The sequence below is a fragment of the Dactylosporangium sp. CS-047395 genome, assembly GCF_050942185.1.
Lineage (GTDB): Bacteria > Actinomycetota > Actinomycetes > Mycobacteriales > Micromonosporaceae > Dactylosporangium.
This window is the reverse complement of sequence record NZ_CP192015.1, coordinates 5659764-5675032: the sequence shown is the minus strand read 5'-3', so window position 1 is coordinate 5675032 and position 15269 is coordinate 5659764. Positions and strand designations below refer to the sequence as shown.

Genomic DNA, 15269 nt, shown 5'->3' with positions numbered 1-15269 from the left:
GGTCCCGTGCCACCGGGTCCGGGGCTGTCTCGTCGTCGTGGCGGGCTGTCACTCGGCGGTGTTCACCCCCTCGTTCCGGTCAATGACCACGCCGGGTGTCACGTCGTAGGGTGCGCTCGTGATCACTGTCGGGTACCGCCTCGGGATCGACTACGGCACCTCCAACACCGCGGCCGTGATCCAGGAACCCGGCGGCCGGACCCGGCCCCTGCTGTTCGACGGCTTCCCGCAGCTGCCGTCGTCGGTGTGCGCGAGCGGCGAGGGCCTGCTCGTCGGCCGCGAGGCGGCGCACGCGGCGAGGGTGCGCCCGGAGTGCTTCGAACCCCACCCGAAGCGGCGCATCGACGACGGGACGGTGCTGCTGGGCGACCGGGAGTACCCGGTGCCGCAACTGATCGCCGCGGTGCTGGCCCAGGTCCGCGCGGAGGCGATCCGGACCATGGGCGGGCCGCCGGCGGGTGTGGCGCTGACGTACCCGGCGGCGTGGGCGGCGCCGCGCCGGGCGGTGCTGCTCGAGGCGGCCGCGCAGGCCTCCCTGTCCGGCCCTCCGGACCTGGTGCCGGAACCGGTCGCGGCCGCCACCTGCTTCGCCCAGGGCACCGGGGCCGACGTGCCGGTCGGATCGTGCGTCGCCGTGTACGACTTCGGGGCCGGCACGTTCGACGCGTCCATCGTCCAGCGTACCGATAGTGGCTGGGACGTCACCGCCAGCGACGGCCTCCCGGACGGGGGCGGCCTGGACGTGGACGCGGCGATCGTCGCGTATCTGGGCGCGGTGTATGCGGAGGGTCACCCGGCCGAGATCCGCCGCCTCGACCAGCCCACCTCCGCCGCGGACCGCCGCGCACGGCGCAACCTGTGGGAGGACGTGCGGACCGCGAAGGAGATCCTGTCCCGCTCGGCCTCGACGTACGTGCACCTGCCCATCCTGGACGTGGACGCACCCCTGGGCCGCGAGCAGATCGAACGCCTGGCCGCACCGGTCGTCGGGCGGACCGTGGCGCTGACCCGCTCGGTGATCGCCGCCGCCGTACCGTCGGGCCGCCTCGCCGGCCTGTTCCTGGTGGGCGGTTCGAGCCGGATGCCACTCGTCGCCACCCTCCTGCACCGCGTCACCGGAACCGCACCCACCGTGATGGAACAGCCCGAACTGGCAGTGGCCCAGGGCAGTGTCGCGGCGGTGACGGCACCGTCACGGATCGTCCGCCCACGCGCCGAGATCCGCTCCTGGGCCGCGGTCCTCGACGCGCCCGCGGTCTCGGCGGAAACGGCCGCGATCGTGGCCCGCCCCTTGCCGGGCCCACCGCAGACTCGACAGCCGGAGGCGCCACCCGAAGCTCCGTCGGAAATGCCATCGGATCCGCCCGTTGCTGCGCCGGCACGGACTGGAGCTGGGGCCGCGGCCGGCATCGTCGACGCTCAGCCCCGCGATGCCGCGGCGGGCGCGAGCCGGGGCGGACGGTCACTGTTCGTGGCGGTGCCGTTGCTCGCCGGGCTGATGGTGATGACGGGACCGGCGCGTGAGCGGGTGCCGGAGTGGGAGTTCTGGCTCGGCGACGCGTTGCTGTACCCGGGGTACGCGATGTGGCTGGCCTACCTGTTCGCCGCGGCTGGGCCCCGGCTGTTCCGGCGGCTGGCCTGTCATGTCGGGGTACTGCCGGCCGGATGTCTCGTCGGGTACCTCGGCGTCGGCGAGATCTCGTCACGGTGGGGATCCGTGGCGGTACTGACGGTGCTCGGCGTGACGGTGCTGACCGGTGCGGCAATGGCATTCGCGAGACGTACGGAGCGTCACCGCGTACGCGCCGGCTTCGGGGTGGCCGACCTCGGCGGGCTCAGCCTCGCGCTGGCCGGGTTCGGCGCCGCCCACGGGCCCGACTTCACCGCCCGTGTTACGCCGGGGCTCGCGCTGGCCGGGCTGCCCGCTGTGGTCGCGTTCGTCGGGGCGGCCGCCGCCCTCGGCCGGTACGTGGCCGGCCGCGAACCCGGGGCCGTGCGCTGGCTGCCCAAGACGGCCGCCGTGCTGCTCGCCGCCGGCGGCATCGGCACCGTGGTACAGCTCATCCGGTGACGGCGAAGCGCGCCGGGACTGCGGTGGCGCGGCGGCCGTGACAGCATTCCCGGATGCGTGCGTCCGTCGCGGTCGTTCATGGCCTGGTGTCCCGGCTCGCACCGGTCGACAGGCTCGGCGCCGAGCACCGCGCGGCGGCGCTGGACTGGCTGGCGCGTACGGACGACGTGTTCCGGCGGGTCAAGCCGGCCTCTCCGCCGCAGCATCTGGTGGCCTACGTGGTGCCGGTCGCCGCGGACGGACGGATCCTGCTCGTCGATCACGTCAACGCCGGGCTGTGGCTTCCGCCGGGTGGGCACGTCGAGGTCGACGAGGACCCCGCCCAGACCGCGCGGCGGGAGATCCGGGAAGAGCTCGGCCTGGGCGATGCGGGTCTGTCGCGGTCGCCGATCTTCCTGACCATCACGCGTACGGTCGGGCAGGACCACGGCCACACCGACGTCAGCCTCTGGTACGTCCTGACCTGCGCCGGCGACGAGGAAATCCGCCCGGACGCCCGCGAGTTCCACGCGGTGCGGTGGTGAACCCGGGACGAGCTCGCGGCGGCTGACCCGGCCCGCTTCGACCCGCACTTCATCCGCTTCCTGGCCGCGCTCGACGCCGCGCGCGCCGCCGCGCTCGACCGGGGTGGCCTGGCCGGCGAACTGCACCGGCGGACCGGTCTCGAGCGGCTGCGCGGCGGCTCGGACCGCTTCGGCCCGGTCGCGGCCCAGCTGCTCACCTCCAGTGGTCACATCAGCGTGCGCGCCGGTTGTGGCGGTGGCTATGAGGTGATGGTGTGGAGGTACCTCGGCGACCCGGCCGCGGCGGGCCGGACCGGCGACCTGGACGAGATCGCCGGCACCATGCTCGACCTGCACGACGGGCGTACCGCCGAGGAGCTCGCCGAACGTCACCCGTACCTTGCCGTCATCGACCCGGCGGCCGCGATCGAAGCACTCTGGCACATGCTCACCGAGCACAACGACGACGACACGGAGGTGCCGCCCGCCCGTGCCGCCGCGGCGAACCCGGTGCTCCGCCGTGCGTGGCCGTGGATCAGTCACGGCACCCTCAACCTGTACGATCGCCGCGACCGGCCCAGCCTGGTCAGCCGCGGCCTGGCGTTCCACCCAACGGTCGGCGGGTTCATGGTGCGGCCCTACGGCGGCGAGCTCTCCGCCGCCCTGCCGACGCCGGCCGCGATCGCCCGCGCGGCCGAGATCGTCGCCTCGTGGGCGGACTGAACTGGCAGGCTGACGCCTCCTCCGGCGCCGATCTCGCCGCCGGTGCGCGGGTCCTCGTAGATTAGGCCGGGACGGGCGGCGTGGTTCGCGACATCGATTCGCACGGCGGGCCGCCCAACAGCTAGAGTAGAGCGTTCGGGCAACAAAAAAGACGCCACCAGGGCGTCGACATGCTGAATGTTAGCCGACTGGAGAGCGGATTGTCAAACCCATCCGACACAGCCGACACCGTCGAGGAACAGGCGCATCTCGACACGCTCTACGAGCACCTCGATCGCCTGCGGGAGGAGGCGTCGCAGCAGCTCACCTCGACCCTGTTGCAGGGCGGCGGGACGCCGGCGGACCGGTCGCACCGCGATTCGCAGACGGCGTTGTACTCCGACCGCATCGCGCAGTACAGCGCGGTCGAGAACGGGCTGTGCTTCGGCCGGCTCGATTTCGCGAAGGACGAGGTCCGCTACATCGGCCGGATCGGGATCTTCGACGAGGACAACGACTACGAGCCGCTGCTGATCGACTGGCGGGCCCCGGCGAGCCGGCCGTTCTACCTGGCGACCGCTGCAGCACCGGACGGGGTACGGCGCCGCCGGCACATCCGCACCGAGCGGCGCACCGTCACCGGCCTGGACGACGAGGTCCTCGACCTGAGCGAGGCGCACGCCACCGGCCGCGGCGCGCACGACGGGGTGACGGGCGAGGCGGCGCTGCTGTCCGCGTTGAACGCCACGCGTACCGGCCGGATGCGCGACATCGTCGAGACGATCCAGGCCGAGCAGGACCACGTCATCCGCGCCGACCTCAACGGCGTCCTCGTCGTGCAGGGCGGGCCGGGCACCGGCAAGACGGCGGTGGCGCTGCACCGGGCGGCGTATCTGCTGTACACCCACAGGCAGATGCTGTCCTCGCGCGTCGTGCTGATCGTCGGGCCCAACGCCACCTTCCTGCGCTACATCTCGCAGGTCCTGCCGTCGCTGGCGGAGACCGGCGTGCTGCTGGGCACGATGGGTGACCTGTTCCCCGGCGTGGTCGCCGACCGCGAGGAGCCGGCCGAGGTCGCGGCGATCAAGGGCCGGGCCGAGATGGCCGAGGTCCTCGCCGAGGCGGTGCGGGACCGGCAGCGGGTGCCGGCCGAGCCGCTGCGGCTGCGCCTGGACCTGCTCGACGGCGCCGAGGTCGTCCTCGAGCCGGCCGTCATCGAGGACGCCCGGGAACGCGCCCGGCGCGGCGGGAAGCTGCACAACCTGGCCCGCCCGACCTTCGACACCGAGATCATCCACGCGTTGTCGCTGGTGGTGGCGGACACGATCGGGATCGACCCGTACGCCGACGATCCGCTCGGCGGCGACGACGCGCCCGGCGACGCGCAGCTGCTGGAGGAGGCCGACCTGGCCGAGATCCGGCGGGAGCTGCGCGGCGAGGCCGAGGTGCTGGGCGCGCTGGACTGGCTGTGGCCGATCCTCACCCCGCAGCAGCTGCTGGCCGCGCTGTTCGCCTCCGACAAGCGGCTCGCTGCGGCCGGGGCCGACCCGCGGCTGAAGCGGGCCCCGCGCGAGGGGTGGACGCCGGCGGACGTGCCGCTGCTGGACGAGGCCGCGGAGCTGCTCGGGGAGGACGAGACCGTCCTGGAGATCCTGGCCGAGCGGCGGCGCCGGCAGCAGGTCGCGTACGCCGAAGGGGCCCTGGAGATCGCGTTCGGCTCACGGTCGATCGACGTCGAGGACGAGGACGACCCGGAGCTGCTGTCGGTCACCGACCTGCTCGAAGCCGACCGGCTCGCCGAGCGGCAGGACGAGGGCGAGGCGCTGACCCCGGCCGAGCGGGCGGCCGCCGACCGCAAGTGGGCGTTCGGGCACGTGATCGTCGACGAGGCGCAGGAGCTCTCGGCGATGGCGTGGCGGCTGCTGATGCGCCGCTGCCCGAGCCGCTCGATGACCGTCGTCGGCGATGTCGCCCAGACGGGTGACCTCGGCGGGGCGTCGTCGTGGGGCGAGGCGCTGACCCCGTACGTGGGCGCGCGCTGGCGGCTGCGGGAGCTGACCGTCAACTACCGCACGCCGGCCGAGATCATGTCGGTGGCGGCGGGGGTGCTGGCCGGCATCGACCCGGACATCCAGCCGCCGCGGTCGGTGCGCGAGGCGGGCGTGGAGCCGTGGGTGCGCGGCGTGGCCCCGTCCCGGCTCGGCGACGCCCTGGCGGAGGCGGTCGAGCAGGAGGCGGAGGCGGCGGGCGAGGGCCGCCTCGGCGTGATCCTGCCGGCGGGGATTTTCGAGGATCTGGTACCGCACGTGCGCAAGGCCGCCCCCGACTGCGCGCTCGGCGAGGAGCCCGACCTGACCACCCGCGTCGTCGTGCTCACCGTGAAGCAGGCCAAGGGTCTCGAGTTCGACGGTGTCGTGGTCGTGGACCCGGAGCGGATCGTCGAGGAGTCGCCGCGCGGCGCCAACGATCTCTACGTGGCGCTGACCCGGGCCACCCAGCGCCTCGGCATCCTGCACCCGGGCTCGTTGCCGGACTCGCTGCACGCGGTGGTGGGGATGTAGGACGCGGGTTCTGGCCGGGAGCGTGATGGGTCGGACTCCAGCACGCTCACCGAACCGAGGGTGACTCTAGCAACCCCCGTTCGGGGACTTGTCAGAGGTGCCCGGTGTCGTTCGCGCAGACCAGCAGGGGTGGGCGTCCGGGCTCGTACCGCACGATGTTCAGCCCCGTATTGGCCTGCTCGATGACGAGCCAGCGCCACTCGGGCGCGCCGAGGACGTGCCGCACGAACCAGGCGGCGACGAAACGGTGGGTGACGACGAGCTCGTGCCGGTCGCCGTCACCGACCCGGGTGAGCCGGTCCACGGCGTCGGTGAGCGCGGCGGCGTCCTCGTCGCGCTCACCGGCCGGGACCGCGTCCAGCCACGGCAGGTACCGGGTCGGATACCGGGAGCGGCGGCCGGGTGACGGCACCGGCGTACGGTCCGCGGCCAGCTCGCACGGGTGCGGCCCGGCCCCGGCGGTCAGCGTCCCGGCGATGATCGCGGCGGTCTCGGCCGCCCGCGGCAACGGACTGTGGTGGAAGCCGGTGAACGGAATGCCGGCCAGCCGCCGCCCGACGAGCGCGGCCTGGGTGGCGCCGAGCGCGGAGAGCCCGTCGCCGCCGGTCGCCTGCTCGGCGTGGCGCACGAGGTAGACCGTGGTGCTGCTCATGCACCCAGCTTTTCAGGCATCGTCCTTGCGGCGCCACGAATCGACGTACAGCAGGATCAGGATCAGGGCCACCACCGCGAGCCCGAGCATGATCCAGACGAATACGGCATCTCCGCCCATGTTGCGACGGTACCGAAGTGCACGTGCACGGGGCGTCGCACGCAGGAGTGACAGCCCGCCTGGTACGGTCCGCTCCGATGACCGCACAGTTCGTCCTCGACAACACCCGCCTGGTGCCCGTGCCGCTCGCCCCCGAGGTCCGGCTCCGGCTCGCCGACGAGGCCATTGAGCTGTGGGAACGCACCGAAACCGATCAGGGCGGGCAGATGCCGCCGCCGTTCTGGGCGTTCGCCTGGGCGGGTGGGCAGGCCCTCGCGCGGTACGTGCTCGATCACCCCGACCTGCTCGCCGGCCGCACCGTGCTGGATCTCGCCGCCGGCTCGGGCCTGGTCGCGATCGCCGCGATGAAGGCCGGCGCCGCGCACGTGACCGCCGTGGAGATCGACGAGCTCGCGGTGGCCGCGATCGCCATCAACGCCGAGGCGAACGGCGTGGCCGTCACCCCGCTGCTGGCCGACGTCCTCGAGCAGGAGCCAGACGCCGCCGTTGTACTGGCGGGAGACGTCTTCTACAGCCGCGAGATGACCCGCCGCATGCTCGACTACCTGCGCCGGGCCGCCCGCAACGGCGCGACGGTGCTCGTCGGCGACCCGGGCCGCGCCTACCTGCCCCGGGAGCATCTGACGCTGCTGGCGGAGTACGACGTGCCGGTACCGCAGACGCTGGAAGACACACCGATCAAGCGCACCACCGTGTGGGCGGTCAACCCGTCACCATGAGCAGCCCCGAGCGCCTCCCGCCGCCCGCCCTGCCCGCGATCGCCGACGGCGCCACCGACTTCACCGAGGCGTGGCTGGCCAACCGCAGGCTCTCGGCCCACACCCGCGCCGCGTACCGCCGCGACGTCCAGCAGTTCCTCGTCTGGTGCACCACCCGCGACCTGGACCCGTTGCGCACCTCGTTCCTGCACGTCAACGCCTACGCCCGGGACCTGGAGTCCACGGTCGATTCCCGGACCGGCAAACCCCTGGCTCCGGCGAGCGTGGCGCGCAAGCTGTCGGCACTGTCGAGCTGGTACCAGTTCCTGCTGCGCCTGGAAGCGGTGACGGCCAACCCGGTCGGCGGCGCGGACCGCCCCCGGGTGGATCGGGACGTCTCCGCGACGGTCGGCCTGGCCGCCGCGGAGGTCGACGCGATGCTGGCCGCGGCCGCGCGACTGGACGGCCCGACCGCCGCCCGCGACCGGGCGATCCTGGCGCTGCTCGCGGATCTGGGGCTGCGGGTCGGTGAGGTGGTCGCCCTGGACGTGGACGACCTCGGTTCGGAGCGCGGCCACCGCACGGTGCGCTTCACCGGCAAGGGCGGCAAGTCCCGCCGCCGGGCGCTGACCCCGGGCGTACTGCGGGCACTGGACGACTACCTGGCGTCACGCGGCGATCTGCCGGGCCCGTTGTTCGCGACGGCTACCGGCGGTCGAGTGGACCGTCACGCGGTGTTCCGGCTGGTGCGCCGGCTGGCCCGGGACGCGGCCGTGCCGGCCTGGGACCGGTTGAGCCCGCACTCGCTGCGCCACGCGTTCGCGACGGCGGCCCGGGACGAGGGCGTGCCCCTGGAGGACGTCCAGGACGCGATGGGGCATGCGGACCCGCGCACAACCAGGCGTTACGACCGCGACCGGCACAACCTGGACCGCGACCCGGCCTACACCCTCGCAGCGGCCCGCGCCCGGCGGGGAAGAGCCTGAAAACGCCGCTCTTGTACCGCCTGTGCCGCTCTTCGGATCCCGCCCGTCCGAGAGTCGCTTCGGCCTCGCCCGTCGCGTCGGCACCGGCCGCTTCTCACCGCAGCCGTTCCTGACGCACGCAGCCATTCCGGACGCCCGCGGCCGTTCCTGACGCACGCAGCCATTCCGGACGCCCGCGGCCGTTCCTGTCGCCGCACGGCCCTGAGCGGCGGGCGTTTGCCACGTTGCATGGCGCGGGCAGCATGTGGTCACGGCGCCGATTCGCCTGGCCCGCACGCCGGTAATGCCAATCCGCCCGGCCGGGTTCGCTGACGACGCCGGGCGGATCGAGCGGCGGGCCTTGCCACGTTGCACAACCGCAGTCGCCCCGGGCATCCGTGCGTGCTGTTACGGGGCGGTCACCAGCTGATCGAACCCGGCATGCAGGTCGGCCGAAATGTCGGCATGCCCGAGCCGGCGAAGAATCCACAGCGACGCCAGCAGCGCCGGCCGCTCATCCCCGCGCTCGGCCGCCCACGCCGCGTGCTCCAGCAGCAGCCCCGCCGTGTACGCGTGCCCGAGCCGCAACGCCAACTCCCGCGCCCCCGCCACCACGCGAGCGTCCCGCGGATCGCCGGCCGCGGTCGCCACATCCCCGGCCAGGCGCGTCGTCGCGGCGGCCAGCGCCTCCGCCACGCCGGGCAGCCGGTGGGTCGCGGCGTCGGCGGCCGCGGTCAGCCGGTGCAGCAGCGGCCGCCCGCCGTCCGCGGACAACGCCCGGAGCACGTCGATCGAGAGCACGTTCGTGGTGCCCTCCCAGATCGGCAGCACCTGAGCGTCCCGCAGCAGCCGCGGGATCCCGGTGTCCTCGACATAGCCGGCCCCGCCGAAGCACTCGAGGTACTCGCTCGCCGAGGCGACCGCCAGCCGCCCGGTCGTCAGCTTCGCCAGCGGAGCCGCCAGCCGCAGCTCGGCCGCCGCGTCGGCGTCCCCGTGCTCGGCCCGGCCCAGCAGCGCGAAGGAGTGCGAGGCGAGCGCGAACGCCCCGGCCGCGTCGACCGCCAGCCCGCCGAGGGTGGCCCGGTGCAGGGGATTGTCGGCCAGTAGCCCACCGGCAACGGTCCGCTCGGCCGCGTACGCGAGCGCGTACTCCAGCCCGCGCCGCATCCCCCCGGCCGCCGCGGCCGCATTGTGCAGCCGGGTCACGACCACCAGCGTCATCATCGCGGCCAGCCCCGGCTGCGCGGGATCGGTCAGCGGAAACGCCTGGGCCCCGTCGAGCCGCACCTCGCCCGTCGGCACCGCCCGTGTTCCGAGCTTCTCCTTCAACCGCAGCACTTGTACGCCCCGAGCCGGCAATCCCCCCTCGCCCGCGTACCGGGGCACGAGGAACGGCACCAGGTTCCGGCTGCCGGCCCCGGCACCCTCGGGCCGGGCCAGCGCCACCGCCATCGCCGAGTCGATGGCGGAGCAGAACCACTTGTCCCCCGTCAGCACCCACCCGCCGGCCCCGTCCGGCTGCGCCGTGGTGGTCGACCTGGCGATGTCCGACCCGCCCTGCGACTCGGTCATCCACTGCCCCGACGTGACCGCGACCGCCGGATCGGTCGACACGAGCCGGGCCAGCCACTCCCCCTGCGCCCCGGTCTGCGTCAACAGCGCGGCCGCACCGTCGGCCATGGCGACCGGACACGAGAAGGTCGCCGACTCCGGCCCCCACAGGTGCAACAACGCCTGCTGCACGACCCGGGCCCCGGCCCCCCAGGTCGCCCGGGCCTCGGCCAGGTACGGCAACGCCACCACCCCGTGCCGAGCCGCCGCCGCCCGCTGCGCCTGCCACCCGGCCGACGTGTCGACGCGCTCGATCCGCTCGCCCCAGGCGTCGAACCGCGTCAGCGTCGGCGGATGCGTCTCGGCGTCGTGGTGCGCGGCCCGCAGCGGCCCGAGCACCTCGGCGGACAGGTCCGACAGCCGCTGCTCGGCCGCCGCGTGCCCGTCCTCGCCGAGCAGCCGATCGAGCCACCCCCGCAGCTGAGGGTCAGCGGTGTACGGGTCCCGCAACGACGGCCCGGTCTGCACGAATCGCGTCATGCCAGCCAGGTTACCGACTGGTACGCCCGCGCTCCCGGGCCGGTCCTCCCCGCATTACCGATTATTGAATTACCGATAATCGCAATACCGGTAATTCGGCGCCGCCCACAGCGCACCGCAAGACCGGTAACCCGGAGCCGGTCAAAGCGCGCCGACCTCAGGCCCCGGCCGGGTCGGACCCACCCGAACGGGGCCGCTTGGTGGACTTGGTGGCCTTCGTGGCCTTGCTCGCCCGCCCGGCGCCGCGCGGCCCCCTGGACTGCGGCGGAGCCGCGGCCGGCGCCGGCGAAGCGGGCGAAGCAGCGGACGCCGGCGCCGCGGGCACCGGAGTCGTCGGAGCTGACCCAGGCTCGTCGTCCGCCGGCTTCGCCTGAGCCGGTGCAACCACCGACTCACCAGCAGCCGACTCGCCCTCGCCCGGTCCCGCCCCGTCGTCACCCGCGGACTGGGTCAGCTCGCCATCGCCACCGCTCGTGGACGCGACTGGCCCGGGGCCGCCGTCGCCGCCATCGTCAGTGGTGTCGTCGGAAGGCACCGGCGAGACGGTGGTGTCGTCGGAAGCCGCCGGCGAGACCGTGGTCCCATCGTCGGCCGGCTCACCCGTGTCGGCCTGCGACGAGGCGCCGGCCGCCGCGGTCCCGGCCGTCCCGCCACCGGCCAGCAGCAGCGCGCGACGCTGACGGCGGGACCGGATCACCGCGAACACCCCGACCGCGATCATCACCAGCCCCACCACGCCGATGCCGGTCACGATCCGGGTGATGTCCTGCAGCGTGAGGCTGTCCAGGAACGAGCGGTCGGCGGTCTTCGGGGCCTGCGCCTGCGCCGCCGGCGACGGGGCGGCCGGGGCCGGCGGCGCATACGGGGTGTAGCGCAGGATCGTCGTCGGCTTCGGCTGGTCGGAGGTGGTCAGGAACTCGGTGCCGTCGCGGCTGTAGGTGATCGCCTCGCCCTGCGGCTCGCTCGGCAGCGGGGTGATGCGCGGGGTCGTGCCGCCCGTGATGGCCTCGGCCAGGTCGCCGTCGGCGAGGTCGAACTCGTACGCGTCGGACATGGTGCGCACCACCGCCCGCTTGCCGTCCGGGCTCATCGCGGCGCCGGTCACGACGCCGGTGCCGAGGATGCCGTACGGGTTCGCGGTCCCCGTCGCCAGCGGTTTGAACGACCCGGCCCGCGACAGGGGCGCCGGGTTCGCGTTGTTGGCCGGCAGCGGCTCGGTGACGGTGTACACCTCGCCGACCGGGTCCTTCGTGATGATGACCGGCCGGCCCTCGGCGTCGATCAGCAGGGCCTCGGCGTCGCGGGCCTTGCCGTCCGGGTACGCCAGGCGGTGGATCACCGGGGCGTTCGCGCCCGGGGCGAGGCTCCACAGCGCGATCGACGAGCGGCGGTTGCCCGAGCCGCCGGTCAGCGTGGTGTTGTCCCCGATGTCGGCGACCCACAGCGTCCCGTCCTTGGTGACCGCGAGGTCCTCCGGGTCGAAGGCGCTGCTCGGGTAGCTCACGGTCCGGGTCACGCGGCACGCGTCGTCCAGCAGGAAGATCTTCTCGCGGCTGCGGTCGACGTTGCTGTCGTTGATGACCGCGTACCCGTCCGTGGTCGCGACGAGCCCGGAGATCTCGGTCAGCTGCGGGTCACTCATGGTGCACACGGCGCTACCGCTGATCGCCGGTCCGAGGTTCGGGTTCGCCGCGCCCGAGGCGGTCGGCGACGGGCTGGGCGCCGCGGCCGCGATCGACGGGACCGCCAGGACCGTCACCAACACCATCGACGCCCCGAACGCGCCCCCGACCCGCTGCCGCATGCGCGACAGTGTTGCAGACACCGCTGAGAAACCGGCCACAGCCCGCCCCGAATCCGATCATGCCCACCCGAGCCGCCACCCTCGGGGCGACGGCATCAATCCGTGACAAAGACGGACCCGGGCCCCCATTCGTTGCAGCAGAACGAGAGTAGTCGCCTCATCACTCGCGGTGCGCCTCGACCCGGCCCGCCGAATCCGCGCCCGCCGCGTCGGAGCGTGCCGCCGCGGTGACAGCATCCGTGGTGGCGGCGCGGGCCGGGGACCGCAGCAGCACCGCCGAGCCGGCGATCGACATGGCCAGCAGGACGGCGCCGATGGTGAACGCCAGCCGGTAGCCGTCGGTGAGCGCCACCGCCTCCGAGGCGCCGGTCCGCAGCTGTGCGGACGTCCGGGCGGCGGCCACAGTGGACAGTGCGGCCACCCCGATCGCCATGCCCAGCTGCTGGGTCGTGTTGAACAGCCCCGACGCGAGCCCGGCATCGTCCGGCTTCGCCCCCGACATCCCCAGCCCGGTGATCGCCGGCAGGACCAGGCCGCCACCGGCGATGAGCACCATGACGGGGAGCAGATCGGCGACGTACCGGGCGTCGGACGGCAGCCGCGTCAGCCACCCGAGCGCCGCCGTCAGCAGCACCAGCCCCGCGATCAGCACGACCCGCTCCCCGAACCGCTGGATCAGCCGCGCCGACACGCCGAGCGACACCGCGGCGATGCTCAGCGCGGCGGGCAGCATCGCCAGCCCGGTCTGCAACGCCGTGTAGTGCAGGACCCGCTGCATGTACAACGCGATCAGGATCTGGAACGAGAACATCGCCCCGATCATCAGCACCTGCAGCGCGTTGGCCCCGGCGACCTGCCGCGACCGCAGCACCCGCAACGGCATCAGCGGATTGCGCGCCGTCGCCTGCCGCAGCACGAACCCGCCCAGCAGCACCACCGCCACGCCGGCCGTGACGAGCCGGTCACCCCGGGTCTGGACCACGGCATAGATTCCGGTCATCAGCCCGGCCGTCACCAGGAGCGCGCCGAGCACGTCCGCGCCGGCGCGCAGCCCCAGCCCGCGATCCGCCGGCAGGTACGGCACGGCCAGGGCGAGGGTCGCCACCCCGATCGGCACGTTGATCAGGAAGATCCAGTGCCAGCTCAGCGCGTCGGTGAGCACCCCGCCCAGCACCTGGCCGAGCGACGCGCCCGCCGCGCCGGTGAACGAGAACACGCCGATCGCCCGGGAACGCTCGCCCTGCGCCGGGAACAGCGTGACCAGGATGCCGAGGCTCACCGCGCTGAACATCGCCCCGCCGACGCCCTGCAGGAACCGGGCCGCCAGCAGCATCGCGGGCCCGTTCGCCACCCCGGCGAGCACGGAGGCGGCCACGAACACGGCGGTACCCGCGATCAGCACCCGCTTGCGCCCGAGCAGATCCCCGAGCCGCCCCGCGAGCAGCAGCAGGCTCCCGAACGCGATGAGGTACGCGTTGATCACCCAGGTCAGCGCCTCGGGCGTGAAGCCCAGGTCGCGCTGCATGACCGGCATGGCAACGGTGACGATGCTCCCGTCGAGGATGACCATGAGCATGCCGGTCGCCAGCACCGCGAGCGCGACCCATCGATTCTGTCCCATAGGACCGACCGTAGCAGATCGTCCGCTACGGAACTATCTCTGACGGGACCAAATTCTTTACTGCCGGGCGCGCCGGACGCCCTGGGCCTCGACCGGCGTCGCGAGGTGCCCCTGCGCCAGCCGGGTCAACGCCCGGACCAGCACCGAGCGCTCGTCGGCGGGCAGCGCGTCCAGGACCGCCGCATGCACCGAGTCGGCGATCTCCTGGCTGCGTGCGGCCATCTCCGCCCCCGACGGGGTCACCGCGATGATCCGCGCGCGGCGGTCGGTGCTCGACGCCCGGCGCTGTGCGTAGCCGGCCTTCTCCAGGGCGTCGACGGTCACCACCATCGTGGTCTTGTCCATCCCGCCGATCTCCGCGAGCTGGATCTGCGTCCGCTCCTCGCCCAGCGCGTGCACGAGCACGCAGTGCATCCGCGGTGTGAGGCCGATCTCCGCGAGCGCCGCCGTCATCCGCGTGCGCAGCACGTGGCTGGTGTGGTCGAGCAGGAACGACAGGTCAGGCGTCAGCGGGGCGGCCATGTCACCCAGCATAGAAGCCCGCGGGCAGCACCAGCTCCGCCACGACGGGCCGGTGGTCGCTCTCGCCCGCCGGCCGGGTGCCGTATTCACGCACCCCGATCCGGGCGTCGATCAGCACGTGGTCGAGCGTGATCGGCGGGGTCCAGAAGGGCAGGGTCTCCGTCTTGTACGGCCACGTCGCCGCCAGTCCCCGCCCGCGCTCCGCCGCCGCGTCGCGGTAGCCGGCCCGCAGCAGCTGCCGCAGCGCCGCATGATCGAGGGTGGCGTTGAAGTCGCCGAGCAGCACCCGCGGCGGCCCGAGCGCGGACGGCACCGCCTGCGTCGCGATCTGCTGCTGCCAGATCCGCACCCGGCCCTGCCGCGGCGGATACGGGTGCGCGGACTCGATCAGCACCGGCCCCGCCCCCGGCACGTGCACCGTCGCCGCCGTCTGCTGCATCGGGATGTCGTCGAGGCTGCGCGCCGCCGGGTCCTCGATCGGGTGCCGGCTGAACAGCCCGGATCCGCCGCCGCCGGGTGCGGTGGACACGACCCGGTGCGGCAGGAGCGCGTCGATGCCGGCGTCGTCGAGCGCGGCCAGCCCCTCGTCGGTGAGCTCCTGCACCGCCAGCACGTCCACGTCGTCGATCTTCAGCTGGTCGACGAAGGCGAGGGTGGCGTTGCGCCCGAACAGCAGGTTCGCGCACATCACCCGCAGCCGCACCCCGTCGCGGGGCACCGGCGGCGGGACCAGCCGCGGCACGACCAGCGCCGCGAGGACCGCCCCGCAGGCGAGCAGCACCAGCCCGGGCAGCAGCGCGAGGAACGCGACCGCGGCACCGGCGACGAGCGCGGCCAGGGCCGCGTACGGCGTGTACGAGACGAGCTGCACCAGCGGCGTCCCGCGCTCGGCACCCAGGACACGCACGACCGTGAAGGCGGCGGCGAGCGCGGCCGCCGCCCAGAACACCGCGGTCACG

At 73.7% G+C, this 15269-nt stretch carries 12 protein-coding genes; 6 read left to right on the top strand and 6 right to left on the bottom strand.

Translation table 11 applies throughout. The features are described 5' to 3' along the window. The first annotated feature begins 118 nt into the window (after positions 1–118). The 4 genes from ACQP00_RS26745 to ACQP00_RS26730 all read left to right on the top strand — a co-directional run bounded on the left by ACQP00_RS26745 (position 119) and on the right by ACQP00_RS26730 (position 5837). Positions 119–2071: an Hsp70 family protein gene (locus tag ACQP00_RS26745; protein ID WP_433199318.1), complete on the top strand. Its 1953-nt coding sequence runs from the start codon at positions 119–121 to the stop codon at positions 2069–2071. Between the two features lie 53 nt (positions 2072–2124). After that, a complete protein-coding gene (locus ACQP00_RS26740) occupies positions 2125–2595 on the top strand; it encodes an NUDIX domain-containing protein (protein WP_433199315.1) in 471 nt (156 codons plus the stop codon). 249 nt (positions 2596–2844) lie between these two features. Then, entirely contained in the window at positions 2845–3297 is a 453-nt protein-coding gene (locus ACQP00_RS26735; RefSeq protein WP_433224001.1) for a DUF6193 family natural product biosynthesis protein, read from the top strand. 170 nt (positions 3298–3467) lie between these two features. Then, positions 3468–5837, top strand: coding sequence for a HelD family protein (locus tag ACQP00_RS26730; protein ID WP_433199312.1), 2370 nt, complete (start codon positions 3468–3470; stop codon positions 5835–5837). A 91-nt stretch (positions 5838–5928) separates the two neighbouring features. On the opposite strand, the gene ACQP00_RS26725 is transcribed toward ACQP00_RS26730, so the two are convergent. Next, the gene (locus ACQP00_RS26725; protein WP_433199309.1) at positions 5929–6489 is read right to left on the bottom strand and encodes a histidine phosphatase family protein; all 561 of its coding nucleotides are present in this window, start codon (positions 6487–6489) and stop codon (positions 5929–5931) included. A 197-nt stretch (positions 6490–6686) separates the two neighbouring features. On the opposite strand from ACQP00_RS26725, the gene ACQP00_RS26720 reads away from it, so the two are divergent. Both ACQP00_RS26720 and ACQP00_RS26715 read left to right on the top strand, forming a co-directional pair. After that, positions 6687–7328 carry a class I SAM-dependent methyltransferase gene (locus ACQP00_RS26720; protein ID WP_433199306.1) on the top strand — a complete coding sequence of 214 codons (642 nt, stop codon included), beginning with the start codon at positions 6687–6689 and terminating at the stop codon, positions 7326–7328. After that, positions 7325–8293: a tyrosine-type recombinase/integrase gene (locus ACQP00_RS26715; RefSeq protein WP_433199303.1), complete on the top strand. Its 969-nt coding sequence runs from the start codon at positions 7325–7327 to the stop codon at positions 8291–8293. Before ACQP00_RS26720 ends, ACQP00_RS26715 begins: the two co-directional genes overlap by 4 nt. Before the next feature lie 387 nt (positions 8294–8680). Here ACQP00_RS26715 and ACQP00_RS26710 read toward each other — a convergent pair whose 3' ends face one another. From ACQP00_RS26710 to ACQP00_RS26690, 5 genes are all read right to left on the bottom strand, one after another. After that, on the bottom strand, positions 8681–10363 hold the full coding sequence (locus ACQP00_RS26710; RefSeq protein ID WP_433199300.1) for an acyl-CoA dehydrogenase family protein: 1683 nt from the start codon (positions 10361–10363) through the stop codon (positions 8681–8683). Between the two features lie 157 nt (positions 10364–10520). Continuing rightward, on the bottom strand, positions 10521–12167 hold the full coding sequence (locus ACQP00_RS26705) for a hypothetical protein (RefSeq protein ID WP_433199297.1): 1647 nt from the start codon (positions 12165–12167) through the stop codon (positions 10521–10523). A gap of 160 nt (positions 12168–12327) precedes the next feature. Beyond that, positions 12328–13788 carry an MFS transporter gene (locus tag ACQP00_RS26700; RefSeq protein WP_433199294.1) on the bottom strand — a complete coding sequence of 487 codons (1461 nt, stop codon included), beginning with the start codon at positions 13786–13788 and terminating at the stop codon, positions 12328–12330. Between the two features lie 57 nt (positions 13789–13845). Beyond that, positions 13846–14310 carry a MarR family winged helix-turn-helix transcriptional regulator gene (locus tag ACQP00_RS26695; RefSeq protein ID WP_433199291.1) on the bottom strand — a complete coding sequence of 155 codons (465 nt, stop codon included), beginning with the start codon at positions 14308–14310 and terminating at the stop codon, positions 13846–13848. 1 nt (position 14311) lies between these two features. Continuing rightward, a complete protein-coding gene (locus tag ACQP00_RS26690; protein WP_433199288.1) occupies positions 14312–15268 on the bottom strand; it encodes an endonuclease/exonuclease/phosphatase family protein in 957 nt (318 codons plus the stop codon). Between the last annotated feature and the right edge of the window lies 1 nt (position 15269).